The organism is Streptomyces sp. NPDC015032 (assembly GCF_043080425.1).
Classification (GTDB): Bacteria; Actinomycetota; Actinomycetes; order Streptomycetales; family Streptomycetaceae; genus Streptomyces.
The window spans coordinates 141,184-166,558 of the sequence record NZ_JBIBVN010000010.1 but is presented as its reverse complement, the minus strand read 5'-3'; the positions used below and the strand labels follow the sequence as shown (position 1 = coordinate 166,558).

General features: G+C 69.6%; 25 protein-coding genes and 1 tRNA gene. 13 read left to right on the top strand and 13 right to left on the bottom strand.

The genetic code is table 11. The annotated features are described in order from the left end of the window. Positions 1-77: 77 nt before the first annotated feature. Complete coding sequence (locus ACF08M_RS17235; RefSeq protein ID WP_392186075.1) at positions 78-1,007, bottom strand: SURF1 family protein; 930 nt, start codon at positions 1,005-1,007, stop codon at positions 78-80. A gap of 116 nt (positions 1,008-1,123) precedes the next feature. Then, positions 1,124-3,061: a S9 family peptidase gene (locus ACF08M_RS17230; RefSeq protein ID WP_392186074.1), complete on the bottom strand. Its 1,938-nt coding sequence runs from the start codon at positions 3,059-3,061 to the stop codon at positions 1,124-1,126. Positions 3,062-3,132: 71 nt separating this feature from the next. Here ACF08M_RS17230 and ACF08M_RS17225 point away from each other — a divergent pair, with 71 nt between their 5' ends. Together ACF08M_RS17225 and ACF08M_RS17220 are read left to right on the top strand one after the other, a co-directional pair. Further along, positions 3,133-3,969: a class I SAM-dependent methyltransferase gene (locus tag ACF08M_RS17225; protein ID WP_392186073.1), complete on the top strand. Its 837-nt coding sequence runs from the start codon at positions 3,133-3,135 to the stop codon at positions 3,967-3,969. A 52-nt stretch (positions 3,970-4,021) separates the two neighbouring features. Then, positions 4,022-4,411 carry a nuclear transport factor 2 family protein gene (locus tag ACF08M_RS17220; protein ID WP_392186072.1) on the top strand — a complete coding sequence of 130 codons (390 nt, stop codon included), beginning with the start codon at positions 4,022-4,024 and terminating at the stop codon, positions 4,409-4,411. A gap of 245 nt (positions 4,412-4,656) precedes the next feature. Here ACF08M_RS17220 and ACF08M_RS17215 read toward each other — a convergent pair whose 3' ends face one another. Together ACF08M_RS17215 and ACF08M_RS17210 are read right to left on the bottom strand one after the other, a co-directional pair. Then, complete coding sequence (locus tag ACF08M_RS17215) at positions 4,657-5,463, bottom strand: SGNH/GDSL hydrolase family protein (protein WP_392186071.1); 807 nt, start codon at positions 5,461-5,463, stop codon at positions 4,657-4,659. A 544-nt stretch (positions 5,464-6,007) separates the two neighbouring features. Next, a complete protein-coding gene (locus ACF08M_RS17210) occupies positions 6,008-6,178 on the bottom strand; it encodes a hypothetical protein (protein ID WP_392186070.1) in 171 nt (56 codons plus the stop codon). Between the two features lie 301 nt (positions 6,179-6,479). Between ACF08M_RS17210 and ACF08M_RS17205 the strand changes: the two genes are divergently transcribed. Beyond that, entirely contained in the window at positions 6,480-6,983 is a 504-nt protein-coding gene (locus tag ACF08M_RS17205; RefSeq protein ID WP_392186069.1) for an FBP domain-containing protein, read from the top strand. Between the two features lie 915 nt (positions 6,984-7,898). Here ACF08M_RS17205 and ACF08M_RS17200 read toward each other — a convergent pair. Both ACF08M_RS17200 and ACF08M_RS17195 read right to left on the bottom strand, forming a co-directional pair. After that, positions 7,899-7,972 (bottom strand) — tRNA-Pro (locus ACF08M_RS17200). 101 nt (positions 7,973-8,073) lie between these two features. Beyond that, positions 8,074-9,012 (bottom strand): metallophosphoesterase, encoded by a 939-nt coding sequence (locus ACF08M_RS17195; RefSeq protein WP_392186068.1) that lies wholly within the window; start codon positions 9,010-9,012, stop codon positions 8,074-8,076. 79 nt (positions 9,013-9,091) lie between these two features. Between ACF08M_RS17195 and ACF08M_RS17190 the strand changes: the two genes are divergently transcribed. Beyond that, on the top strand, positions 9,092-9,556 hold the full coding sequence (locus tag ACF08M_RS17190) for a GatB/YqeY domain-containing protein (protein WP_362193320.1): 465 nt from the start codon (positions 9,092-9,094) through the stop codon (positions 9,554-9,556). Positions 9,557-9,657: 101 nt separating this feature from the next. On the opposite strand, the gene ACF08M_RS17185 is transcribed toward ACF08M_RS17190, so the two are convergent. Next, positions 9,658-11,898 (bottom strand): transglycosylase domain-containing protein, encoded by a 2,241-nt coding sequence (locus ACF08M_RS17185; protein WP_392186067.1) that lies wholly within the window; start codon positions 11,896-11,898, stop codon positions 9,658-9,660. 386 nt (positions 11,899-12,284) lie between these two features. Between ACF08M_RS17185 and ACF08M_RS17180 the strand changes: the two genes are divergently transcribed. After that, complete coding sequence (locus ACF08M_RS17180; protein ID WP_187438703.1) at positions 12,285-12,635, top strand: WhiB family transcriptional regulator; 351 nt, start codon at positions 12,285-12,287, stop codon at positions 12,633-12,635. A 13-nt stretch (positions 12,636-12,648) separates the two neighbouring features. On the opposite strand, the gene ACF08M_RS17175 is transcribed toward ACF08M_RS17180, so the two are convergent. Next, entirely contained in the window at positions 12,649-14,130 is a 1,482-nt protein-coding gene (locus ACF08M_RS17175; RefSeq protein WP_392186066.1) for an ArsA family ATPase, read from the bottom strand. Continuing rightward, on the bottom strand, positions 14,127-15,137 hold the full coding sequence (locus ACF08M_RS17170; protein ID WP_392186065.1) for an ArsA family ATPase: 1,011 nt from the start codon (positions 15,135-15,137) through the stop codon (positions 14,127-14,129). The genes ACF08M_RS17175 and ACF08M_RS17170 overlap by 4 nt, the downstream gene beginning before the upstream one ends. Positions 15,138-15,208: 71 nt before the next feature. Between ACF08M_RS17170 and ACF08M_RS17165 the strand changes: the two genes are divergently transcribed. The 4 genes from ACF08M_RS17165 to ACF08M_RS17150 all read left to right on the top strand — a co-directional run bounded on the left by ACF08M_RS17165 (position 15,209) and on the right by ACF08M_RS17150 (position 17,744). Beyond that, on the top strand, positions 15,209-15,367 hold the full coding sequence (locus tag ACF08M_RS17165) for a DUF4177 domain-containing protein (RefSeq protein ID WP_003967454.1): 159 nt from the start codon (positions 15,209-15,211) through the stop codon (positions 15,365-15,367). Next, positions 15,367-15,837, top strand: a complete 471-nt coding sequence (locus ACF08M_RS17160; protein ID WP_392186064.1) for a RidA family protein — start codon at positions 15,367-15,369, stop codon at positions 15,835-15,837. Before ACF08M_RS17165 ends, ACF08M_RS17160 begins: the two co-directional genes overlap by 1 nt. Positions 15,838-16,008: 171 nt before the next feature. Next, entirely contained in the window at positions 16,009-16,917 is a 909-nt protein-coding gene (locus tag ACF08M_RS17155; RefSeq protein WP_392186063.1) for an NUDIX hydrolase, read from the top strand. Beyond that, the gene (locus tag ACF08M_RS17150) at positions 16,914-17,744 is read left to right on the top strand and encodes an MBL fold metallo-hydrolase (protein ID WP_392186062.1); all 831 of its coding nucleotides are present in this window, start codon (positions 16,914-16,916) and stop codon (positions 17,742-17,744) included. The genes ACF08M_RS17155 and ACF08M_RS17150 overlap by 4 nt, the downstream gene beginning before the upstream one ends. 163 nt (positions 17,745-17,907) lie before the next feature. On the opposite strand, the gene ACF08M_RS17145 is transcribed toward ACF08M_RS17150, so the two are convergent. Continuing rightward, positions 17,908-18,582, bottom strand: coding sequence for a Crp/Fnr family transcriptional regulator (locus tag ACF08M_RS17145; protein ID WP_014046869.1), 675 nt, complete (start codon positions 18,580-18,582; stop codon positions 17,908-17,910). 406 nt (positions 18,583-18,988) lie between these two features. Between ACF08M_RS17145 and nth the strand changes: the two genes are divergently transcribed. The 4 genes from nth (at position 18,989) to ACF08M_RS17125 (ending at position 23,099) form a co-directional block, all read left to right on the top strand. Next, positions 18,989-19,843, top strand: a complete 855-nt coding sequence (gene nth / locus ACF08M_RS17140; protein WP_392186061.1) for an endonuclease III — start codon at positions 18,989-18,991, stop codon at positions 19,841-19,843. A 63-nt stretch (positions 19,844-19,906) separates the two neighbouring features. Beyond that, positions 19,907-20,791, top strand: coding sequence for an NUDIX hydrolase (locus ACF08M_RS17135; protein WP_392186060.1), 885 nt, complete (start codon positions 19,907-19,909; stop codon positions 20,789-20,791). Positions 20,792-20,880: 89 nt separating this feature from the next. Next, complete coding sequence (locus ACF08M_RS17130) at positions 20,881-22,086, top strand: MarP family serine protease (protein ID WP_392186059.1); 1,206 nt, start codon at positions 20,881-20,883, stop codon at positions 22,084-22,086. Between the two features lie 185 nt (positions 22,087-22,271). Further along, entirely contained in the window at positions 22,272-23,099 is an 828-nt protein-coding gene (locus ACF08M_RS17125; protein WP_392186058.1) for a M55 family metallopeptidase, read from the top strand. Between the two features lie 303 nt (positions 23,100-23,402). Here the strand turns inward: ACF08M_RS17125 and ACF08M_RS17120 are convergent, their stop codons facing one another. The 3 genes from ACF08M_RS17120 to ACF08M_RS17110 form a co-directional block, all read right to left on the bottom strand. After that, positions 23,403-23,606 carry a hypothetical protein gene (locus ACF08M_RS17120; RefSeq protein WP_361454176.1) on the bottom strand — a complete coding sequence of 68 codons (204 nt, stop codon included), beginning with the start codon at positions 23,604-23,606 and terminating at the stop codon, positions 23,403-23,405. Between the two features lie 105 nt (positions 23,607-23,711). Beyond that, on the bottom strand, positions 23,712-24,809 hold the full coding sequence (locus ACF08M_RS17115; RefSeq protein ID WP_392186057.1) for an alpha/beta fold hydrolase: 1,098 nt from the start codon (positions 24,807-24,809) through the stop codon (positions 23,712-23,714). Beyond that, on the bottom strand, positions 24,806-25,339 hold the full coding sequence (locus ACF08M_RS17110; protein WP_392186056.1) for a phage holin family protein: 534 nt from the start codon (positions 25,337-25,339) through the stop codon (positions 24,806-24,808). Before ACF08M_RS17110 ends, ACF08M_RS17115 begins: the two co-directional genes overlap by 4 nt. Positions 25,340-25,375: the final 36 nt, after the last annotated feature.

Here is a 25,375-nt window from a genome sequence, read left to right as displayed (position 1 = left end):
ACCGCGCATGACGTCAGATACATGACCCATGACGTACGAGTGAGGGGGCCGTCGGCCGATTCGGCGGACGGCCCCCCTCACTCGTGTACGGCCCGGACGGTGCCGACCCTCACGTCGGGGTCGTCGGGGGTGGCGGGGTCGTCGGGGTCAGAGGGCGCGGAGGGGTCGGGGGTGGCGGGGCGGGTGTCCGTGCCCTTGTCCGTATCCAGGTCCGAGCCCATGTCCGGGGCCGCGGCCGTCTCCGTGTCCGGGACGAGGCCCAGCTCCAGGTCGCGCGCCGCTTCGGCCTCGCGGCGGACCAGCCGGAACCACATGAAGAGCACGAACCCGGCGAAGACGAACCACTCCCCGGTGTAGCCGAGGTTCTGGAAGGCCTTCAGGTCGAGTCCGGTGCCCTGCGGCACGGCGGCCGGCACGGGGCGCAGCGCGCTGGTGGCGCCGGTGTCCTGGACCGTCACCCATGCGTCGTAGACGTCGTACGGGACGAGGTTGACCAGGGACGCCGCGCTGATCATGCTGAGCTGGCCGTCGGGGAGCCCGCCTGCCGAGTCGACGCCCGGTGTGCCGGCGTTCTCGGACGCCTGGAGGTCGCCGGTGACCGTGACCTCGCCGGCCGGTGCGGCGGGCACGGTGGTGCGGCCGGGCTCGCCGGGCAGCCAGCCGCGCACGACCGGCAGGGCCTTGCCGCTCTCCGTGCGGAGCAGGTTCAGGACGTAGAAGCCCCGCTTGTCGTCCAACTCCCGGCCAGGCACCAGGAACTGGTCGGTGTACCGGCCGGTGGCGGTCGCGGGGCGGCCGGAGGTCACCGTGTCGACGGGCAGGAGGTCGTCGATCGGCTTGGCGGCCCGCGTGCCGGGGGCGGGCTGCTTCTCGGCGGCGTCGTGCGTCTGCACGCGGTCCTCGAAGCGGCCGAGCTGCCAGGTGCCCATGAAGACGCAGAACGGGATGGCCAGCACGACGAAGAGGTTGATCCCCCACCATCGTGGGGTCAGCAGGAACCGGTACACCCCTCCACGGTACGGTCCCCGCTCCCGCCTCCCGGCGCGGGGTGCCGATTGATGTCCGGCGGTGGTGGTCCGCACGGGACGGGAACCGGCGCCCCTGCTCGCCGGACGGGTCCGGACTACTCGCCGGACGGGCCCGGCCGCGGGGCCAGGTGACGTCGGGCGAAGTCGAGCTCCAGGCGGACCTGCTTGATCCGCTCCTCCACGACGAGCGAACCGTGCCCCGCGTCGTACCGGTAGACCTCGTGCACCGCGGCACGGGCCTTCAGCCGGTCCACGTAGTTCTCGACCTGGCGGATCGGGCAGCGCGGGTCGTTGACGCCCGCCGAGATGTAGACAGGAGCCCGGACGGCGTCGACGTATGTCAGCGGGGACGAGGCCTCGAAGCGCTCGGGAACCTCCTCCGGCGTGCCGCCCAGCAGCGTGCGGTCCATCGCCTTCAGGTCCTCCATCTCGTCGTGATACGCGGTGACGTAGTCGGCGACCGGGACCGCCGCCAGACCCAGGGCCCAGTCGTCCGGCTGCGTACCGAGGCCGAGCAGGGTCAGGTAGCCGCCCCAGGAGCCACCGGCCAGGACCAGCCTCGCCGGGTCCGCGAGCCCGGACTTCACCGCCCACTCCCGTACCGCGGCGATGTCCTCCAGCTCGATCAGGCCGACCCGGTGCTTGAGCGCGTCCGTCCAGGCACGGCCGTACCCGGTGGAGCCGCGGTAGTTGACCCGGACGACCGCGTAGCCGTGGTCCACCCAGGCGGCGGGACCGGAGGCGAAGGCGTCGCTGTCGTGCCAGGTCGGGCCGCCGTGGATCTCGAAGACGGTGGGGAACGGCCCCTCGGCCGGCCCGGCGGGCCGCTGTACGAGCGCGTGGACGCGGCCCCCGGGCCCGTCCACCCACACGTCCTCCACGGGCACGGACGCCGGAGCCTTCAAGCCGGGCGGATCGAGCACGACCGCACCCGAGGTGGACCGGATGACGGGCGGCTGTGCGGCCGACGACCACAGGTACTCCACCGTGCCGTCCGGCCGGGCCGTGGCACCCGACACCGAACCGGCGGGAGTCTCCACCCGGACGGGAGCACCGCCGGCACCCGGCTCGTACCGCCACAGGTCGCTGCGGGCCTCGAAGCCGTGCACGATCAGCAGCGCGGAGGCGTCCGGATACCATTCAGCGCCCACATCGCCGGGCAGATCGACCGCGAGATCCGTCTCCGTGCCCGTCATCGGATCCCAGATCATCGGCTCCCAGCGGCCCCGCCGCTGATGCCCGACCAGCAGCCTGGTGTCCCCGGCCACGGGGGCGAAGCCCAGCACGGACAGGCCCAGCTCCTTCGTACCGCCCTCGGTGTCGTCCAGCTCGGCGACCGTCGACCCGTCCGGCCGCACCACGCGCACCGCGGAGTGCATCGCGTCGCCGTGCTCGGTGTGCTCCAGGGCGATCAGCGTCCCGTCGTACGAGAGGTCACCGACGCCCGCCGACTCACGGTGCCGGTAGATCTCGACGGGCGCGGCCCCGGGCCGCACGACATGGATCGTCGTCCCGTCCTCGTCGGTCGAACGGCCGACCACCGCCGTACCGTCACGCCCGATCGCCAGCCCGGCCGGGTACGAGGCACCGAGACCGGGGGCCGCCGGCTCGTCCACCGTCTCGCCGCCCCCGCCGCCGTGGAACGGCTGACGCATCCACACCCCGAACTCGTCCCCGTCGGTGTCGCTGAACCACCAGATCGACTCGCCGTCCGGTGTCAGCACGCCGTCCGTCGTCCCGTTCGGCCGGTCGGTCACCTGGCGCTGCTCGCCGGTGGCGCGGTCCCATGCGTACAGCTCGTACGTGCCCGTGGCGTTGGAGACGAACAGAGAGCGGTCCGGCGCGTCCTCCGCCCAGTCGGGCAAGGACACCCGGGGCGCCCGGAAACGCTGCTCCCACTCCGGCGCGGAAGCGGTCGTGGTCGGTGCGGAAGCCGCTTCCTGTGCGGCCCCCGGTGTTGTCTCGGATGCCGTCTCCGGTGCGGAGAGGGCCGCAGGCGCGGAGAGGGACGTCGAACCAGTGATCTCAGTCATGCCGTCCATTCTGCGCCGGAGCGCCAATAATCCGTTCGCATCGTCCTCAGCCTGTGGATAACCTGCCGGGCATGTATGCACCGACCCCTGCCGACTGGCACGAGGCCAACCGGGCGCACTGGGACGAGCGGGTCCCCATCCACGCCACGAGCGACTTCTACGACGTCGAGTCGTTCCGCGCAGGCAAGGACGCCCTGCGCGACTTCGAACTGGCCGAGGTCGGGGATGTCACGGGCAAGTCCCTGCTGCACCTGCAGTGCCACATCGGGGTCGACACCCTCTCCTGGGCCCGGCACGGCGCCGCGCACGTCGTCGGCCTGGACTTCTCCGAACCGGCCGTCGAGACGGCGCGCGGCCTGGCCCGGGAGCTCGGGTTCACCCAGGACCGGGCGGCGTTCGTCGCCGCCGATGTCCACGACGCCGCCGAGGCCGTCCCCGACTCGTCGTACGACATCGTCTACACCGGTGTCGGCGCGCTGAACTGGCTGCCCGACACCCGGCGCTGGGCCGAGACGGCGGCCTCGCTCGTGGCGCCCGGGGGCTTCCTCTACCTCGCGGAGTTCCACCCGCTCACGGACTGCCTCGACGACTCGACCGGTGCGAAGGTCGTGCACGACTATTTCAGCCGCGCCGCGTGGGTGGACGAGACAGCGGGCACCTACGCCGACTTCGACGCACCGACCGTCCACAACCGCAGCGTCGAATGGCAGCACCCGATCGGCGACGTGGTGTCGGCGCTGGCCGCCACCGGACTGCGCATCGAGTTCCTGCACGAGCACGACTTCTCGCTCTTCGCCCGTTTCCCGTCGCTGCAACGGCAGGGCGAAGGTTTCTACCGTTTCCCCGCCGACCGTCCGCGCATCCCGCTGATGTACTCGATCAAGGCGTCGCGGCCGGCCGGCTCCTGACCGGAGGCGGCATTCAAGGCCCGTTGTCAGTGGTGGGGTTCAGACTCGGACCATGACCACGACTGCTGATCTGCGCACCGCGGTGGAGACGTACTGGACCGCGGCCGACCACCGCGACTGGGACGCCTTCGCCGCGACCCTCGCCGACGACGTGCTGTACGACCTCCCGCAGACGCGCGAACGCATCCGTGGGAAGGAGCGGTACATGCGGTTCAACCGGGAGTACCCGGGCGACTGGCACGTCCGTGTCGAACGCGTCGTGGCCGACCAGGAGGGGCGGCAGGTCGCTGCCCGGACGCTCTTCATGGTCGGTCTGCAGGAGTTGCACGCCCTTCACTTCTTCACGTTCGACGCGGAGGGGCGGATAGGCGGGATCACCGACTTCTGGCCCGAGCCGTACGAGCCCCCGGCGGGCCGGGAGCACCTCGTGGAGCGGTACTGAGACCGGGCGATTGCACGGGGACGCCGACGGACACGGGGGACGTCCGGGGACACCGGGACAGCCGGGACGATACGGGGCCGGGGAGTCCGGGGGCGGAGCCGTTTCGTTCGTCCTCCGACCGGTGCACCGGTGCGTGGGCTGGTCAAGACCGGTGCATGGGGTCGGAGGTCCGCGACAGAGAGGCGGCGGACCGCGGGAACATCCCCGGCAGCCCGCCGCCCCTCTGTACCTCCCTCGTCCTCGTCCTACACGGCCGAGCGGAAGGCCGGAAGATAGCCGCCCGACTGTCCGGCGGCCTTGGGGTGGTACGAGTTGTAGACCGGGATGGACACGCTGTGGAGCCACGCGTCGCCGGAGCACAGCTCATGTCCGGCGAACTTGTCCGCCACGCCGGAGAACGTGAACCCGGCGTCGGCCGCCTGCTTGGCGATGACACCGTTCAGGACGTCGGACGCGTTGTTGATGGCCGCCCGCTCCTTCTCCGAGAGACCGGCGACGCAACCGCCGCTCAGCTGGTAGAAGCGCGGGTAGCCCAGCACCACGACGTGTGCCTGCGGGGCCCGCGACCGAATGGATCCGTAGAGCGAACCGAGGCCGGACGGCAGCGAGTTCTGCATCTGCGACACGGCCGAGCTCACGCTGCTCAGGCAGGTGGCCTCGCCGGACAGTACGCAGTCCTGCATGACACTGGCGAAGCCCACGTCGTTGCCGCCTGCGGTGACGCTGACCAGGCCGGTGGACGAGTTCAGCGCGCCCAGTTGGGTATTGGCCACCGAACTCGTCGTGGCCCCTGAGCAGGCGACGAACGCGAAGGAGGAAGGCGAGTTCGCAGCAGCCCAGAGGTAGGGATAGGCGTTGGTGCTGCGGCGGCAGTCGCCGCTGTCGGAGAGATAACTCCCGGCGCCGACGCCGGAGGAGTACGAGTCGCCAAGAGCGACGTACCCGCCGGCGTCGGCCGAGGAGCTTGCCGAGGCCGGCTGGGCGATACCCAGAGCGGCCGCGGCGGCGAGGACCAGAGTGGATGCGGACGCCCAGAATCTCCGTACTGACATGGCTGTCAGCCCTCCGAAGTGTGGGGGGTGGGTGGGGGGTTGATTGAGCGCCACGTTTCTAGCAGCTACTGGTACTCGCCGGTAATAGCTGCGGAAGAACCGGTCTGATATGCCCGAATGATCGTTCGGGCGACATGGCTCCGCGCGTAGATAAACCTCTGGGCGCCCCGAGATCTGCATGAGACACATGCATATGCATGCGCGTACGAGGGCCGCGTGTCGCGGGTGTCATGCCGTCATGGGTGCGCATGTCCGGGGGTCATGTCCTCATGTGCCCGGGCGCCGGCCGTTCCGACCTGGATGCCCTGCACTTCGGCCTGGGAGTCGGCCGTTCCGGCCTGAGTGCCGCGCACGGCGGCCTGGCCGGTCGAAGGTGATTCGCTACGGGCGTGTGAGGACGTCCTCGGCGCGCGGGTGACCTTCCCTTTGGCCGGACACATGCCGTAGCGCACAACGAAAACCGCCCTCTGCGGTGGCATCCGACTCGGGGATGCCACCGCAGAGGGCGGATTTCGCGGGTCTTTGGGTCTGTGGATCTATGGGATCAGTTGTGGCCGAACCTTCGCTGCTTCCGGTGGGAGACCTGCTCCGAGATCGAGTGCACCGGGTTCGGGTCAACCGGCTGCTGCTTCTGTTCCTTCGTCTCCGGAGCGGCGCTGCGTTCGTGGCCGCCGGTGCGGGCCCCCCGGTTCTGCCGACTCTGTTTCTTGCCCACGATCGTGCCTCCTGTAGCGGATCTAGGATGATGGGCCACTTCCAGATTCGCATGTGCGTACGAAGGGTGCATTTCGGGTGGCTGCTACCGGGAACGCTTACGTCGGCTCGCGCCAGGGGTGGGCCGCGCCCCGACACCCGGCGCCGTGCATGAGAAAGGGGCGGGCGGCGCCCCGGGGCGTACCGGCCGGCCCACGGCCCGCCGGGTGTGGTGGCGCTCCAGGCGGGGCAGGCTCCGACCGGCGCATCAAGCAAAATATTGAGATGCGGAACCGGTCGGGGCGGACGTAGTGTCGGCGCCCGTGGACCCGCTCGGTGAGAATCAGATCCGCTCATCCTTCGTGAACTGCACCAAGGGTGATGCGGCGCGGCTTCGATTGCCGCTCGACTTCGCAGAACTGCCCTGGGACGACCTGGACTTCCTGGGATGGGTGGATCCGGGAGCCCCACTGAGGGCACGCCTCGTGCTGCCCCGGGCGCAGGGCCCGCTGGGGATCTCCTTGCGGATACCCTCCGTGAAGCGCACCAGCGCTGTGAAGTCCAGCATGTGCCAGGTCTGCCTGACCGGCCATGCCTCCTCCGGGGTCTCGCTGCTCGCCGCCCCCCTGGCGGGTGCCCGGGGGCGCGAGGGCAACACGGTCGGTATCTACATCTGCGGAGACCTCGCCTGCCCCCTGTACGTGCGAGGCAAGAGGCAGCCGAAGCTGCGTTCCGGGCGATACGAGGAGTCCCTGGGCCTGGACGAACGCCTCGCGCGCATGTCGGACAACCTGGATGCCTTTGTGGCCAAGGTCACCGCGGCGTGAGCCCCGGTCGTGACCGAGGGGCGGGCCCGGATCTCGGACGTCCGATCGGGGTCTGACCGCACCCGGCCGGGCGTGAAGCGGTCGTCCCGGTCGAACCACGCCGTATCCGGTGCGCGGGTCGCCCGTTCACCGAACCGCCGGGTCGCTGGGTCACTGGGCCACCGAAGGCTCTTTCAGAAGGCGCAGTTGTGGTCGGCCGCGAAGTCCGCACGCTTCCAGCCTGAGAAGGCGGCGTCTGCGGGTATCCGTGCTCACCCAAAACGGGGCCGCACAGCACATCAGGCCCGGTGCTGATCTCTCAGCACCGGGCCTGACTTGGTATTTCTCTGTCGGGGCGGCGGGGTTTGAACCCACGCCCTCTTCGTCCCGAACGCGATCGCGAACTCAAGTGGCCTTGTGTGCCTGTCATGTGACCTGAACTGACGCGCAAGGTTCTGTCCGTGGTCGGCCATGAGAGTACGGGGAAGACCGTCGTCGTCGGCCCCCCTTGGCCCCCTCGACTGTCAGCCGAAGCGCTTGAGGTTGTCCCGCACGGGGTGGTGGTTATGCCCTCGGGGTTACGCCCAGCCCTTGTGCGAGCCCCTGGTCCGCTGCCCCACGCTGCAGTGCCCCATTTTCCCCCGAGCCGCCTCTGCGCCGCAGTACGGCCAAGCACACCCCGACCGCGGCCGCGAACGCAACCGCCGTGGAAGCAATGAAGATCATGAGTCCCCCGTCTCTCTGGCGGAACCGTCCTGTGGTCCCTTGTCGATCCGTTACTGTCAGTATCGGCGGGATGGCGGAGTTTGTGAATACAGCTGCGGTGATCGGGGCACGCGTTTTCGCGTAGAGCGGCGCCTGCTCGTACTTGCTCCGGATAAGAAAGAGACCCATTCGCGATCAAGCGAATGAGTCTCTGACCTGGTGTTTCAGCTGTCGGGGTGGCGGGATTTGAACCCACGACCTCTTCGTCCCGAACGAAGCGCGCTGCCAAGCTGCGCTACACCCCGATCGTCGCCGGTGTCCTGGCGACATCGATTACTTTAGCCCACCCGCGCCCACAGGCGAAATCCGGTTTATGTGCAGCTGAGGGCGAGGGGCCCGTGGGCGCTCAGGTGCGGGGGGTCAGGGTCAGCAGGGTTGCCTCGGGCGGGCAGGCGAAGCGGACCGGGGTGTAGCGGTTGGTGCCGCAGCCTGCGGAGACGTGGAGGTAGGCGCGGCGGCCCTCGACAGAATGGGTGGAGAGGCCCTTGACCCGGTCCGTGTCCAGGTCGCAGTTGGTGACCAGGGCCCCGTAGAAGGGGATGCAGAGCTGGCCGCCGTGGGTGTGACCGGCCAGGATCAGGGGGTAGCCGTCCCTCGTGAAGGCGTCGAGGGAGCGCAGGTAGGGGGCGTGGACCACGCCGATGGAGAGGTCGGCGCCCGTCTCGGGGCCGCCCGAGACCTCCGCGTAGCGGTCGCGCTTGATGTGCGGGTCGTCCAGACCGGTGAAGGCGATCTCCAGGCCGTCGGTCTTGAGGCGGCCGCGGGTGTTGGACAGGCCCAGCCAGCCCGCCTCGTCGAAGGCGTCGCGCATCGGCTCCCACGGGTTGTGGACGGCGCCGACCGCCGGGGCGTTCCCGTTGAGGCCGTGCTTGCCCTGGACCTTCTCGAAGAGATAGCGGGCCGGGTTGCGGAGCTTGGGGCCGTAGTAGTCGTTGGAGCCGAAGACGTACACGCCCGGGAACTCCATCAGCGGACCGAGCGCGTCGAGCAGCTCGGGTACGGCCTCGGGGTCCGAGAGGTTGTCGCCGGTGTTCACGACGAAGTCCGGACGCAGGCCGGCCAGCGACTGCAGCCACGCGCGCTTCTTGCGCTGGCCGCTCACCATGTGGATGTCGGAGACCTGGAGTACGCGCAACGGGCGTGCCCCGTGCGGGAGAACGGGAATGGCTACCCGTCGCAGGCGGAACGAGCGGGCCTCGAATCCGGCGGCGTAGGCGAGGCCGGCTGCGCCGACCGCTGCGCCGACTGCCGTGACTTTCAGGGGTACTCCGTAGCGTGCGCGCATGCGCCCATCGTGGCAGACACCGTGCGGCAGGAAGAAAACCGGCGGGCGGCGGGCGCCCCGTACCTGCCACAATCAGCACATGACCACGCTCAAGTCCAAGCTCAAGGAAGACCTCACCACGGCCATGAAGGCGCGTGACGAGCTGACCTCGTCGACGCTCCGGCTGACCCTCACCGCCATCACGAAGGAGGAGGTCAGCGGCAAGACGGCGCGCGAGCTCTCCGATGACGAGGTGCAGAAGGTGATCGCCAAGGAGGCGAAGAAGCGCCGCGAGGCGGCCGAGGCCTTCGCCCAGGGCGGCCGGACTGAGCAGGCCGAGCGTGAGAAGGCGGAGGGGGAAATCCTCGACGCGTACCTGCCGAAGCAGCTGAGCGATGACGAGCTGGGTGCGATCGTGGCGTCTGCCGTGGAGGAGGCCAGGGCCGCGGGGGCCGAGGGACCGCGGGCGATGGGCGCCGTCATGAAGATCGTGAACCCGAAGGTCGCGGGACGTGCGGACGGCGGCCGGGTGGCCGCCGCGGTGAAGAAGCTCTTGGCGGGCTGAGGCCGGGCACCTACGAAGAGGGCATATGAAGGTGGGGCGCCCCGGACCGGGATTTCTCTCGGTCCGGGGCGCCCCACCTTCATATGCGTGGGCCGTACGGGTCAGGGGCCCTGCGTGTCGCCGTTGGTCTGGCCCGGGTGGCCGCCGGGGAACGGGTTGTTGCCACCGGGCTTCCCGCCATGCTTGCCGGGCTTGCCGGGCTTGGATCCGCCGGCGCCCGGATCGCCCCTGTCCTCCTCGTCGCCCCGGTCGCCCCCGTCGCCCTCGTCGCTCCGCTGATCCGGGATGTTGACGGTGTTGAAGGCGGGGGCGGCCACTCCGTCGAGGGCTCCCGTCATCGCGTCACGCCAGATCGGTCCGGGGACCTGTCCGCCGTACACCTTGTCCTGGTAGACGCCGCCAATGGTGACGTGTTCCATTTCGACGCTCTGGGACGGGCTGCCGACCCAGACCGCGCCGGACATGTTCGGGGTGTAGCCGACGAACCAGGCGTTCTTGCGGGAGTCGGTCGTACCGGTCTTGCCCGCGTTGTCGCGGCTGTTGAGGCCCGCCTCCTGACCGGTACCGGAGTCGACCACGCCGCGCAGCAGGGTGTTGATGGTGTCGGCCGTCGTCTGCGACATCGCCTGCGAACAACTGGTCTTCGGTACGGGGAGCGAGGTGCCGTCCGCCGTCTTGACCGACTCGATGGCGATCGGCGTGCAGTACGTACCGCGGTTGGCGAACGCGGCGTACGCGCTGGACATCGTCAGCGGCGACAGACCGTTGGACCCGAGGGTCAGCGTGGACGGGTTCTGCGGCAGCTTGGTGCCGTCGCCCTGCACCACGCCCAGCTTGTCGGTCATCTGCGAGACCGGGCACATGCCGATGTCCTGGAGCATCTGCACGAAGTAGGTGTTGACGGACTTCTCCATCGCCTCCCTCAGCGCGTACGGCCCCTTCTCGGACTCGTTCTCGTTCTCCAGGTGATACTTCGGCACGCCGTCGTTGACCCACGGCTTTCCGCAGGACTGCACCGTGTCCGGGTAGTCCATCTCGTACGGGGACGGGTAGACCTGGGTGGCCGGCTTGCCGCCCTCTATGGCCGCAGCGGCGAGGAAGGGCTTGAACGTCGAACCGGTCGGGAAGCCGTAGTTCGAGCCGCCCATTTTCTTGTCGACCGAGTAGTTGTACTGCGTCTCGTTGGGCCCGAAGCCGTACGGCTTGGACTGGCCCATTCCCATGATCTTGCCGGTGCCCGGCTGGACCAGCGTCACGGCCGTCGCGACCTTGTCCGACTTGTAGACGTGGCTCTTGACCGAGCTCTGCACCGACTTCTGGGACTGCGGGTCGAGCGTCGTCCGGACCGTCAGACCGCCCCGGTTCCAGACCTTGGCCCGGTCTTCCTTGGTCTTACCGAAAGCCGGGTCGGTGAGGAAGACGTTGCGTACGTAGTCACAGAAGAAGCCCGCGCCACTGACGGCCGTGATGCAGCCGTTCTTCGGCTTCTTGACCTTCAGCTTGATCGGGTTCGCCTTGGCCTTGTCGGCCTCGGCCTGGGTGATGTTGCCGACGTCGGCCATTCGCTGGAGCACGGTGTTGCGACGCTTGGTCGCCTCCGCCGGGTCGTTGACCGGGTCGTAACGGCTCGGCGACTGCACGATGCCGGCCAGCAGCGCGGCCTCCTCCAGCGTCAGATCCTTCGCCGACTTGGAGAAGTAGCGCTGGGAGGCGGCCTCGACGCCGTATGCCTGCTGCCCGAAGAAGGTGATGTTCAGGTAGTTCGTCAGAATCCGCTTCTTGCCGAGCTTCTCCTCGACCTGAATCGCGTACTTCAGCTCCTGTATTTTGCGGCCCATGGTCTGCTGCGTGGCCTGTGCGACCTTGTCCGGGTCGTCACCGGCCTCCTCGACGAAGACGTTCTTCACGTACTGCTGCGTGAGCGTCGACGCACCCTGCGCGGTACCCCCCGTCTGCACATTGCGGTTCATCGCGCGCAGGATGCCCTTGAGGTCGATCGCTCCGTGCTTGTAGAAGCGGGCGTCCTCGATCGCCACGATCGCCTTCTGCATGTACGGCGAGATGTCCTCCAGCTTGACCACCGTGCGGTCGCGCGAGTACACGGAGGCGATCATTCCGCCCTTGCTGTCCAGGATCGTGGTGCGCTGGCTCAGCGGCGGAGTCTGGAGATTGGCCGGGATTTCGTCGAATCCCTCGACCGTTCCCTTGGTGGCCAGGCCCAGTGCTCCGGCGGCCGGCAGTGCGATGCCCGCGAGCACGACTCCGGAAAGTGCGGCGACACCGAGGAACTTGGCGGCCTGCTGGGTCGTCGTGAGACCCCCGCCTGAGCGCTTCTTTGGCATGGGGGCAGCCTACGTTCTCATTCGCCGGACACACGTATATGCCTTGGCCTAAGCTGCTCTCAACTGTCACAACAGTCCCGTTCCGCATCAACCCCCGTGCATGATCCGGCCACGCGTTCAGGCGCTCCCGAATTCGCCTCCTATGTCACCGAACGTCCGTTGTGATCCGGGAGAACTGTCCCAATTCTTCGGGGGTATTCACGTATGTCCTCACCTCACTCCCCTGGGTGATCTGCCGCATACGCATAGTCCGTTCGGGCCATTCAAGATTGGGCCCGAAGGGGGTGTTGTGCTGTCCCCGCCTTCCGTAACGTCCTCAACTGGCAGCGGTGAATATGCCGCTGCCGCCGTGGGGGAGCCTCGATTCGGGAGAGGACGGCGCCGTGATGGGCTGGGTAACCGACTGGAGTGCGCAGGCAGCCTGCCGCACTACCGATCCGGATGAACTGTTCGTACAAGGGGCAGCGCAGAACAGAGCCAAGGCGGTGTGCACCGGATGTCCGGTGCGGACCGAGTGCCTGGCCGACGCGCTGGACAACCGCGTCGAATTCGGCGTATGGGGTGGAATGACGGAACGGGAGCGCCGCGCATTGCTGCGCAGGCGGCCCACCGTCACATCGTGGCGTCGGCTGCTGGAGACCGCGCGCAGCGAGTACGAGCAGTCCGCGGGCATCCTGCCCGTGGCGATCGGGCTGGACGACGACGAACTGCATGAGAGGTACGCCGCGGTGGGATAGTCACGACGGGCGGCTACGCAGCTCCGGCCGGGGCGGAACCGGTCGCGAGCCGGTCCCCGATGGCCCGTAGCCCCGCAAGGTCATGTACGTCACCGGGCAGCGCGGCCACTTCGGTCACGGCTACCTCGGGATGCAGAGCAGTGAAGCGATCGCGTGTGCGCTGTTCGCGCGCGACCACCTGCATCCGTTCCGCGTGCAGCCGCAACAGGCCTGCGGTCAGCTGCTCGACAGGAGCCGCCTCAGGATCTCTGTTCCGGCCTGCTACCGGTTCTGCTTCCGCCTCTGCTTCCGGATCTGGTTCGCAGTTCTTGGTGACCTCGTGCCCATGCGGGTACGCGGCCTCGTGACGGGACTCGTGACGGGACTCGTGCTCGGAAGATTCGGGGGCGGTGTACGGGGTGGCCACGGTTTCGGGGGACGCGACCGACCAGTCGGCCGGGTCACCAAGTCCAACCTTCCCGGCTGGCTGATCCACAATGCCGACCCCGTCAAGATTTTCTGCGGCGGCCAGAGCACGCTCGGCGGAGAGCCGGGCGGCGTCGCTGCCGTGGACACGGTTGAGCACCAGACCGGCGAGCGGCATCTCCTCCGCGGCCAGCCGTTCCACGAAGTACGCCGCCTCGCGCAGCGCGTCCCGCTCCGGTGTCGCCACGACGAGGAACGCCGTGCCGGGCGCCTGCAGCAGTTTGTACGTGGCGTCCGCCCGGGTGCGGAAGCCGCCGAACATGGTGTCCATCGCCGCCACGAAGGTCTGCACATCGCGCAGGAATTGACCGCCGAGCAGCTTGCCGAGCGTGCCGGTCATCATCGACATGCCGACGTTGAGGAACTTCATCCCGGCCCGGCCGCCCATCTTCGCCGGGGCCATCAGCAGCTTGATGAATTTTCCGTCCAGGAACGAACCGAGCCGCTTCGGCGCGTCCAGGAAGTCCAGCGCGGAGCGCGACGGCGGGGTGTCGACGATGATCAGGTCCCACTCGTTGCGTGCGCGCAGCTGGCCGAGCTTCTCCATCGCCATGTACTCCTGCGTGCCCGCGAAACCGGCCGACAGGGACTGGTAGAAGGGGTTCTCCAGGATCGCGCGGGCCCGCTCGCCGTCCGCGTGGGCCTCGACGATCTCGTCGAAGGTCCGCTTCATGTCGAGCATCATCGCGTGGAGTTCCCCGGCGCCTTCGCCGGTGATACCCGGCACCTGGCGCGGGACGTTGTCGAGCGAGTCGATCCCCATGGACTGGGCGAGCCTGCGGGCGGGGTCGATGGTGAGGACGACGACCTTGCGGCCGTGCTCGGCCGCCCGTACGCCCAGCGCCGCGGCGGTCGTGGTCTTGCCGACCCCGCCCGAACCGCAGCACACGACGATCCGGATGCCGGGGTCGTCGAGCAGCGCGTCGGTGTCCAGCACGGGTGCGGGGGCAGGTGTGGCCGCGGTGGCCGTGCTGGTGGCCCTGTGCGTGTCCGTGACGGTGGCTTCGTCCGTGTCCGCGGCCTGTGTCATGTGCCCACCCCGTGTCCCACCCCTTGTCCCTCTTCTTCGCCCGCCCCGTCGCCGACGCCCTGCTTGCGGAGCTCGGTCGCCAGGTCGTACAGCCCGGCCGGGTCCATGCCCTCGCCGATCAGCGGGAGTTCGTACCCCGGCAGCTCCAGGCCCGCGAGCAGCGTGCGCTGCTCGCGCTCCAGCTCGACCCGCTGGGCGTGCTCGGCGGCCTGTTCGACCAGGAGGCGCACGAGCCCCGCCGAGCCGGTCACACCGGCCCGCGTCAGTGCCTTGGTGATCTCCTTGCGGCGGCCGCCCGCCGCGGTGCGCAGCGCGTCCTCGTCCAGCAGATGCGGACGCACCATGTTCACGATGACCCGGCCGACCGGCAGTTCGGCCGCCCGCAGCTCCGCGATGCCGTCCGTGGTTTCCTGGACGGGCATCTCCTCCAGCAGGGTCACCAGGTGGACCGCGGTCTCGGGGGACTTCAGCACGCGCATCACGGCTTGCGCCTGATTGTGTATGGGGCCGATCCGGGCCAGCCCCGCCACCTCGTCGTTCACATTGAGGAAACGGGTGATGCGCCCGGTGGGGGGCGCGTCCATGATCACGTAGTCGTAGACGTACCGGTTCTGCTTGTCCTTGCGGCGCACGGCTTCGCATGCCTTGCCGGTCAGCAGCACGTCCCGTACGCCGGGCGCGATCGTCGTGGCGAAGTCGATCGCGCCGAGCTTCTTGAGCGCCCGGCCCGCGCTGCCGAGCTTGTAGAACATCTGGAGGTAGTCGAGAAGGGCGCGTTCGGCGTCGATCGCGAGGGCGTACACCTCGCCGCCGCCGGGCGCGACGGCGATCTTGCGCTCCTCGTACGGAAGCGACTCCGTCTCGAAGAGCTGGGCGATGCCCTGCCTGCCCTCGACCTCCACGAGGAGGGTGCGCCTGCCCTCGGTCGCGAGGGCGAGGGCGAGGGCGGCGGCGACCGTGGTCTTACCGGTACCACCCTTGCCGCTGACGACCTGGAACCTGCTCACGTATTCGAGCCTAACCAGTCGGGCCGCGGGCTACGCACGAGGCTGTGCGTGCCAGGCATTACAGTCGGGCCATGACCAAGTGGGAATACGCGACCGTGCCCCTACTCGTGCACGCGACCAAGCAGATTCTGGACACCTGGGGCGAGGACGGCTGGGAGCTGGTCCAGGTCGTCCCCGGCCCGAACAACCCCGAGCAACTCGTGGCCTACCTGAAGCGGGAGAAGGCGTAATGGCGGGCGTTGTCGAGGCGAAGCTCGCCGAACTCGGGCTGACGCTGCCGGATGTCGTACCGCCGCTGGCCTCGTACCAGCCGGCCGTTCAGTCGGGGGTGTACGTGTACACCTCGGGCCAGTTGCCGATGGTGGACGGCAAGCTCGCGGTCACCGGCAAGGTCGGTGCGGAAGTCACGGCCGACGAGGCCAAGGAACTGGCGAAGACCTGCGCGCTCAACGCGCTGGCCGCCGTGAAGTCCGTCGCGGGCGATCTGGACCGGATCGCGCGAGTCGTGAAGGTTGTGGGCTTCGTCGCCTCGGCATCCGACTTCACCGGGCAGCCCGCCGTGATCAACGGCGCCAGTGAGCTGCTGGGCGCGGTCCTCGGCGACAAGGGCGTGCACGCGCGCAGCGCGGTGGGCGTCGCGGTGCTGCCGCTGGACGCGCCGGTGGAGGTCGAGGTCCAGGTCGAGCTGGTCGGGGCCTGAGCCGTACGGCTGCCGCGGTCCGGCGAGAGCGGCGCAGTGCGGGTGCCGACCGTTGTTGATTCGCTGATCCCGCCCGGTCGTGATGACCGGGCGGGATCATATGTGTACGGGGCATGCACAGAGGATCAACGTGCTCTCGAACATCGGCGCGGTTCCGGATAGCCTCCGGCCATGTCCAATGGTCAGTGGTACCCACCGGAATGGCCCGACCGGATCCGGGCACTCGCCGCAGGTGAGCTGACGGCCGCGGCCCCGAAGCGGGCCGCCACCGTGATGCTGCTCCGGGACCCTGCCACTGGCACCGCGAGCGGCCCCGCCGTTCACATGCTGCGCCGCCGCGCCTCCATGGCTTTCGCGGGCGGCGCATATGCCTATCCGGGGGGCGGAGTCGACCCGCGCGACGACGATCGGCTCGTCGGCTGGGCCGGACCCGCGCTGGACAGCTGGGCCGCGCGGCTCGGCGTCGACACGCCGGCCGAGGCCCAGGCCATCGTCTGCGCGGCCGTCCGTGAGACGTACGAGGAGGCGGGAGTCCTCCTCGCCGGTCCGACCGCCGACACGGTCGTCAGCGATATCACCGGCGCCGACTGGGAGGCCGATCGCGAGGCACTGGTCGCGCGAGAGCTGTCCTTCGCGGAGTTCCTGGACCGGCGAGGTCTGGTGCTGCGCTCCGACCTGCTGGGCGCCTGGGCGCGCTGGATCACCCCCGAGTTCGAGCCGCGCCGCTACGACACGTGGTTCTTCGTCGCCGCGCTTCCTGAGGGCCAGCGCACCCGCAACGCCTCCACGGAGGCCGACCGTACGGTGTGGATCGGGCCCGGCGACGCGGCCGACGGGTACGACCGGGGCGAGCTGCTGATGATGCCGCCGACCGTGTCGACGCTCCGGGCACTCAGGCCGTACGGGACGGCTGCCGAGGCGCTGAAGGCGGCGGATTCCCAGGACCTCGCTCCCGTACTCGCGCAGGCGCGGCTGGAGGGTGACGAGCTGGTGCTGAGCTGGCCGGGGCACGACGAGTTCACCAAGCACATCCCGAGCGGGCCGGCCGGTGCCGGTGGTGCGGGAGGCGAAGAGCTATGAGCGACGCGCACGCGTTGCCCGGACAGCCACGCGGCGGGGTCCTGTCCGGGCCCGCCACCACCCGTACCGTCAACGTCCTGGCCCCCAACGCCTCGCCGATGACCTTGGACGGGACCAACACCTGGATCGTCGCCGAGCCCGACTCCGACCTCGCGGTCGTCATCGACCCGGGGCCGCTGGACGACATACATCTGCGGGCCGTCATCGGCACCGCCGAGCGGGCGGGCCGCCGGATCGCGCTCACCCTGCTCACCCATGGGCACCCGGACCACGCGGAGGGCGCGGCACGCTTCGCCGAGCTGACCCGTACGAAGGTGCGTGCCCTGGACCCGGCGCTCCGCCTCGGTGACGAGGGCCTGACCACGGGTGACGTGATCACCACCGGAGGGCTGGAGCTCCGTGTCGTGCCGACCCCGGGGCACACCGCGGACTCGCTGTCCTTCCACCTGCCGGCCGACCGGGCGGTGCTGACGGGGGACACCATCCTCGGACGTGGCACCACGGTCGTCGCGCACCCGGACGGGCGGCTCGGCGACTACCTCGATTCGCTGCGGAGGCTGCGCTCGCTGACCGTCGACGACGGCGTGCACACGGTGCTGCCGGGGCACGGCCCGGTGCTGGAGGACGCGCAGGGCGCGGTCGACTTCTACCTCGCCCACCGCGCGCACCGGCTGGCCCAGGTGGAGACGGCGGTCGAGGCGGGGCACCGGACGGCGTCGGCGGTGGTGGCGCAGGTGTATGCGGATGTGGACCGGTCCCTGTGGCCCGCGGCGGAACTCTCGGTGCTGGCGCAGTTGGAGTACCTGGGCGACCACGGGCTGATCTGAGGGCGGACGCGCAGAAAGGCCCTGCCGTGCGACGGAGCCGCGTGGCAGGGCCTTCCGTACGGAGACGGGCGTCCACCCCTGTCCGGTCCGCCGTCGTGCGGCGGGCCTTCGGGCGGCGGAACTTCGGGACGGTCGGCCGGCCGGTCGGCCGTCCGTCGGTCGGCTAGCGGGACCGCTTGGCCAGGCGCTCCACGTCCAGCAGGATCACGGCGCGTGCCTCCAGACGCAGCCAGCCACGTCCGGCGAAATCGGCGAGCGCCTTGTTGACCGTCTCGCGGGAGGCGCCGACCAGCTGGGCCAGCTCCTCCTGGGTCAGGTCGTGGACGACATGGATGCCTTCCTCCGACTGGACGCCGAAGCGGCGCGACAGGTCGAGGAGGGCGCGGGCGACACGGCCCGGTACGTCCGAGAAGACCAGGTCGGACATCTGGTCGTTGGTCTTGCGCAGCCGACGGGCGACGGCGCGCAGAAGGGCCGTGGCCACCTCGGGGCGGGCGTTCAGCCAGGGCTGGAGGTCGCCGTGGCCGAGGCCGAGGAGCTTGACCTCGGTCAGCGCGGTCGCGGTCGCGGTGCGCGGGCCCGGGTCGAAGAGCGACAGCTCACCGATCAGCTCGCCGGGGCCGAGGACCGCCAGCATGTTCTCGCGCCCGTCGGGCGAGGTGCGGTGGAGTTTCACCTTGCCCTCGGTGACCACATAGAGGCGGTCGCCCGGGTCGCCCTCGTGGAAGAGCGCGTCGCCGCGTGCGAGGGTCACCTCACTCATCGAGGCGCGGAGCTCCGCGGCCTGCTCATCATCGAGCGCCGCGAAAAGCGGGGCGCGCCGCAGAACGTCGTCCACGAGTTCTCTCCTTGTCGGCCTGTTCAGGGAACCGTGGTCCCCATCATGCCGGACGGTAAAACAGTGCGATCGATCACAAACCAGTTTGACGCACGGGCGTGCCGAACCGTGCGGCAGGGGGCCGATCGGGGACGGATACGCGGTGACCGGGGCGGATGTCCGTGTGTGGCCCTAGGCTGGCCGGGTGTCCAAATCGCCGGTGAGAGTGCAGGCCAAGGGGGCTGATGGGGTGTTGGAAGGCCGTGATTCCGCTGTGGGCGAACAGGGTGCGCACCGCCCGAAAAAAGCGACAAAACGCCCTGCCGTCGAGCAGGTTCCGAGGCCTGGAGTGAAGGCTGCGAGGAAGGCGGCAGCCAAGCCGGCCGAGTCGGGGGCCACGCCGGAGTCCGTATCTGATTCCGCCGCGATGCCCACCCTGAAACGCGGGAAGGCCGGAGCGAGGCCCGGGAAAGCCGGAGCGAAGGCCGCGACGTCCGGCGCAAAGGTTGGAGCGAAACCGGAATCTCACCTGGCGATGGTCCGCCGTGCCCGCAGGATCAACCGTGAGCTCGCCGAGCTCTACCCGTACGCCCACCCCGAGCTGGACTTCAGGAACCCCTTCGAGCTTCTCGTCGCCACAGTCCTCTCCGCCCAGACCACCGACCTGAGGGTCAACCAGACGACCCCCGCGCTCTTCGCTGCCTACCCCACGCCCGAGGACATGGCGGCGGCTGTTCCGGAGGAAATGGAAGAGCTCATCCGGCCGACCGGCTTCTTCCGGGCCAAGACCAAGTCGCTGATAGGTCTCTCCGTGGCGATCAGGGACGAGTTCGGCGGCGAGGTGCCGGGCCGCCTCGCCGACCTCGTCACCCTGCCGGGGGTCGGCCGCAAGACCGCAAACGTCGTGCTCGGGAATGCCTTCGGCGTACCGGGGATCACGGTCGACACCCATTTCGGACGCCTGGTCCGCCGCTGGAAGTGGACGGAGCAGGAGGACCCGGAGAAGGTCGAGGCCGAGATCGGCGCGATCTTCCCCAAGAGCGAGTGGACGATGCTCTCCCACCGCGTGGTCTTCCACGGCCGCCGCATCTGCCATGCCCGCAGGCCCGCCTGCGGGGCCTGTCCGATCGCCCCGCTCTGCCCCGCGTACGGGGAGGGCGAGACGGACCCGGAGAAGGCCAAGAAGCTGCTGAAGTACGAGATGGGCGGTCAGCCCGGTCAACGGCTGAGTCCGCCGCCGGATTACCCGGGCCAGCCCGCGCCCGGCCCGGGGGCGGGCTGACCTGCGGTCGTTCGCTCCGGAACGAAATGCGTGACGACAGGCGTTGTGAGACGAGGGGTGCCTATGAAGACGCACGAAGAGAGCGCGCAGTGCACGCGCGAAGCGAACACGCACGAGCAGGTCACCGCGCGTGAGCAGAGCGCTGAAGCGGCGGCCGCACCGGCGACGGCCCGCACTACGACGGGCGGCGGCGCGGCGGCCGGTCCCGCGGCCGTCAGTCCCGCGGCGGCGGTCGCAGCGGCTGCGGTCGCCGCCGCCCCGGCAGGCGTCGGCTGTGACGGCGCCGTCACCGTCACGGCCAAGGGCCTGCCCGACTGGCTCGCCCCGGTCGCCCGCGCCGCGCAGACCATCGAGCCGGACCAGCTCAGCCGTTTCCTGCCGCCCGAGAGCGGCGCCGGGCGGCAGTCCGCCGTACTCGTACTGTTCGGGGAGGGCGTGCGTGGCCCCGAGCTGCTTCTCATGGAGCGATCCGGAAGCCTGCGTTCCCACGCCGGGCAGCCGTCCTTCCCCGGCGGCGCCCTGGATCCGGAGGACGGCGACCAGGCGACCACGGGGCCGCTCAGGGCCGCTCTGCGGGAGGCCCGGGAGGAGACCGGCCTCGATCCCCGCGGGGTCCAGCTCTTCGCCGTGCTGCCCCGGCTCTACATCCCCGTGAGCGGTTTCGTCGTGACACCGGTCCTCGGCTGGTGGCGGTCGCCGAGCCCGGTCGGCGTCGTCGATCCGGGTGAGACGGCCCGGGTCTTCACCGTCCCCGTGGCGGATCTCACGGATCCGGCCAACCGCGCGACCACCGTCCATCCGAGTGGTCACCGCGGCCCGGCATTTCTGGTCGAATCCGCCCTGGTCTGGGGCTTCACGGCCGGAGTGATCGACCGCATTCTGCACTTCGCCGGCTGGGAGCGCCCATGGGACACCGCGAAGCAGGTGCCGCTCGACTGGCACGCATGACAGGCTGACTTCCGTGCTGCGCTGTCCGGCCGTGCCCGGACCCAGTCGAAGGATCGGGGCCCGGTGACGAATCTGCGAGGCTATAGACGGTGAACGTGCTGGACATCCTGCTGCTGGCCGGCGCCGTATGGTTCGCGGTCATCGGCTATCGCCAGGGGTTCGTCGTCGGCATCCTGTCGGTGATCGGGTTCCTGGGCGGCGGTCTCGTCGCCGTCTATCTGCTGCCGGTCCTGTGGGACCAGCTGACGAACGGCTCCGAGGTCTCATCGACGGCAGCCGTCGTCGCCGTCGTCATCGTCATCGTCTGTGCCTCGGTGGGGCAGGCATTCACCACCCACCTGGGGAACAAGCTCCGCAGACACATCACGTGGTCGCCGGCGCGCGCCCTCGACGCCACCGGCGGCGCCCTGGTCAACGTGGTCGCGATGCTGCTGGTCGCCTGGCTGATCGGCTCGGCACTGGCGGGGACCTCGCTGCCCACGCTGGGCAAGGAGGTCCGTAGCTCCTCGGTCCTGCTCGGTATCTCCCGAGTGATGCCCGTCCAGGCCTCCACCTGGTTCACGGACTTCTCCTCGGTCCTCGCGCAGAACGGCTTCCCGCAGGTCTTCAGTCCTTTCGTCAACGAGCCGATCACCGAGGTCCAGGCCCCGGATCCGGCGCTGGTCGGCAGCCCCGTCGCGGCCCGCGCCAAGGAGTCCATCGTCAAGGTCGTCGGTACGGCCCCGAGTTGCGGCAAGGTCCTCGAAGGCACCGGCTTCGTCTTCTCCGACCGCCGGGTGATGACCAACGCCCATGTCGTCGGCGGCGTCGACGAGCCGACCGTCCAGATCGGCGGCCAGGGACGGCTGTACGACGCGAAGGTCGTCCTCTACGACTGGCGGCGCGACATCGCCGTCCTCGACGTACCCGACCTCGACGCGAAGCCGCTGAAGTTCGCCGACACCGATCGCGACGCCCGGACCGGCAACAGCGCCATCGTCGCGGGCTTCCCGGAGAACGGCTCGTACGACGTACGAGCCGCGCGCGTCCGGGGGCGTATCGACGCCAGCGGCCCTGACATCTACCACCGGGGCACCGTCCGCCGCGATGTGTACTCGCTCTTCGCGACCGTCCGGCAGGGCAACTCGGGCGGACCGCTGCTGACCCCCGACGGCAAGGTGTACGGGGTCGTCTTCGCGAAGTCGCTCGACGACCCGAACACCGGTTACGCGCTGACGGCCGACGAGATCCGGGAGGACATCGCGCACGGCCTCTCGGCGGGCCAGCAGGTCGACAGCCAGTCGTGCGCGCTCTAAGGGCTGTCGTTCGGATCAGGCCGGACCCTGCGAGTCCGGCGTGATCCAAGCGAGAGGCTCCAGCCCTGTGACCGCGAGGGTTCGTCGGATTTCCGGTGGATTCGAAGGGGGCGCACCGGTTCGGCGGGAGGTCACGTTGTGCGGCTCCCCGGCGTGCTGAGCACGACGCGTAGACTCCCTGATTTATGAAGGTGCTGATCTCTGTTGACATGGAGGGCATCTCGGGGATCGTGCATCCCACCGAGACGAATCCGGATCGCTACGACTACGAGCGCGGCCGGGCGTTGATGACGGCCGAGGCGAACGCCGTGATCGCCGGTGTTCTGGAGGCCGAACCCACCGCTGTGGTTCTGGTCGCCGACGCGCACGGTACGTTCCGCAACCTGCTGCCGGAGGAACTCGACCGACGGGCCCGCCTGGTACGGGGCAAGCCGCGCTCATTGGGCATGCTCGGAGGGCTCGACGAACACATCGACGCCGTCATGCTGGTCGGCTACCACGCCCGTGCCGGTAGTGGGCCTGCCGTGCTGGCGCACACCATGAGCGACGACATCCTCGACGTGCGGGTGGCCGGGCGTTCCCTGGGCGAGATCGGTCTCAACGCCACCATGGCCGGGCACATGGGTGTGCCGGTCGTGCTGTTCAGCGGCGACGACACCGCCTGCGCCGAACTGAGCGATCTGGTCCCCTCCGCCGTCACCGTCGCCGTCAAGGAAGCGCTCGGCCAGGCTGCCGCTGTCGTCCTGCACCCCGAAGAAGCCCGGGAGCGGCTGCGCCGGGCGGCGGCCGAAGCCATGGCGCGGCGGGCGCAGGTTTCGCCGCTGGCCATGGGCGGACCGCTGGCTGTGGAGGTCGACCTCCACAGCCCGACCACGGTTGATCTGGCGACACTCGTGCCGGGGGTCTCACGCGCCGAGGGCGGCCGTACGGTCACGTTCACGGCCGCCGACTTCGCCGAGGCATACCGGCTGGTCCTGCTGCTCGTCCAGCTCGCCACCATCAAACCCGGCTGAGAGGAACTGCCATTTTGTGAGCTCCTCCAAGGGCTGGCACAGGACCCGGAGCGTTCGCCGACAGCCTGTCCGGGCGGCCCTGGCCGGCTCATCAGGAGCCTGCCAGGGCCGCCCGCCGGGCGGTCGCACCGGGCGTGTGCAGCCGACGCGGGCGCGTGCGGCCGCTCCGGGCACACTGAGCGCGCCCGGGGGTTTCATGCGCGCCGCGCGTGCGCTCCACGCGTATTGACCGGTGACAGCCGGGAGCCGGATGCGGAAGTCCCGCCCGGCCGGTGAACGCTCACCGGTCGGCCGGGGCGGACCTCATCCGCGTGGATGGCGCAGTCGCGCCGAGACCCAGCGGGCCCGACGGCGCAGAATGCGCGGAATACCGAGCCGGGGATCATGCAGAACATGCATATCGTGCACCCGGCCCTGGGGGCCGCCCCCCTCATGAGTGCTCGGACCTGCCGTGGCGGTCGAGCGACGGTTGCGTGCTGCGTCACCGAAGTCGTGCGTCCAGCCCATACCCCGACGTCTGCCCGTGCCTCATGGTCGGTAACCGCCCATCCGTCAGCCAATTGGCTTATGCGTCGGGCAATTGGCTGTTCGTCGGACAACTGTGCCGTGCGGTTACCGGTCGGGCTCGGGATCCTTGAGCCAGCTGATGAGTTCGGCCGAGAAGCCGGCCGGATCCTCTTCGTGGGGGAAGTGTCCCAGACCGTCGAAAAGTCGCCAACGGTACGGCGCTTCGACATACTCGCCGGACCCTGCCGAGCTGCGCGTGCGGATCGCCGGATCGAGTGAACCGTGGAGGTGCAGTGTGGGCACCCGTACCGGTCGTTTCATCCGCCGGTTGAACTGGATCCCGTCCGGACGGGCCAGGGAACGGACCATCCAGCGGTACGGTTCGATCGAGCAGTGCGCCGTCGACGGGATGCACATCGCGCGCCGGTAGACGTCGACCACCGCGTCGTTGGGGAACTCCGGGGTCCGAGGCCCCGCCCAGTCGCGGATCAGCCGGCCCACCAACGCCGCTTCGTCCGCGACGAGCTGACGCTCCGGCACCCACGGGCGCTGAAAACCCCAGACGTACGAGCCCGCCCGGGACTGCGCGAAGTCGGAGAGCATCGAGGAACGCCAGCGGCGTGGGTGCGGCATCGAGGAGACCACGAGGCGGCGTACCAGCTTCGGGCGCATCACCGCGGCCGTCCAGGCGAGATAGCCGCCCATGTCATGTCCGACCAGGGCCGCGTCCGGTTCGCCGAGCGAGCGGATGACGCCGGTGATGTCGAGCGCCAGGTTTGCGGGGTCGTACCCCCGGGGCGTGCGGTCACTGCCGCCGACCCCGCGCAGATCCATCGCCACGGCGCGGAAGCCGGCGTCGGCGAGTGCGGTGAGCTGATGGCGCCAGGTCCACCAGAACTGCGGAAAGCCGTGCAGCAGCAGTACCAGCGGCCCATCGCCGAGCTCGGCGATGTGGAAGCGGGCGCCGTTGGCCGCCACGTCCCGGTGGGTCCACGGCCCGTCGAGCCGCACCGGCCCTCCGATACCGGTCACGCCCGCCGGGCCGGGCGAACCATGCGACCGGGGAGCACCGGATTTGTCCGGACCTTCCTGGCGCGCCTGATCCGCCTGACGTGCGTGGCCTACCTGATCTTCCGGGCCAACTGGGCCTTCCGGGCCTTCTGGGCCTTCTGTGCCGGATGCGCTGGAATCGGGTACCGTCATGTGGACGAGCGTGCCACAACGGACGCCTTGTCCTGGACCGGAGGCTTCTCCAGAGCCTTGTCCGCCAGTGTGCTGCCCGTGACCGCCGGACGGCTCTCCCCCGTCGGGCCGGCGGGCCGCGGGTGCGGCTTGACGCCCTGCAGCACAGCCGCCGTCTGCTTGGCCGACGCGATGGACTTCTCCGGCGGCTTCACCTTCTTGAACTTGGCGACCGCGAACAGCGCGAGCAACGCCCCCAGCACGATGAAGGCGAGGCCCACGATCCCGAAGCACCAGGCCAGGCCCAGCCCCGAGGTGTGGATCCAGTAGGCGGCCCCGAAGCTCAGCACCGGGATCGCGAACAGAAACAGCACACCCGCGATGATGAACGCCACGCTCCCGGTGACGCCGCGCTTGACGTCCTGCCGCACCTCGGCCTTGGCCAGGGCGATCTCGTCGTGCACCAGTGCGGACATCTCGGCCGTCGCCGCGGCGACCAACTGTCCGAGACTGCGGTCGGCGCTGCCCGCGTTGTTGCCGGGGTCGCTCATCCCTGACTCCCTCTCCTGCTCTCCTGCTCAATACAT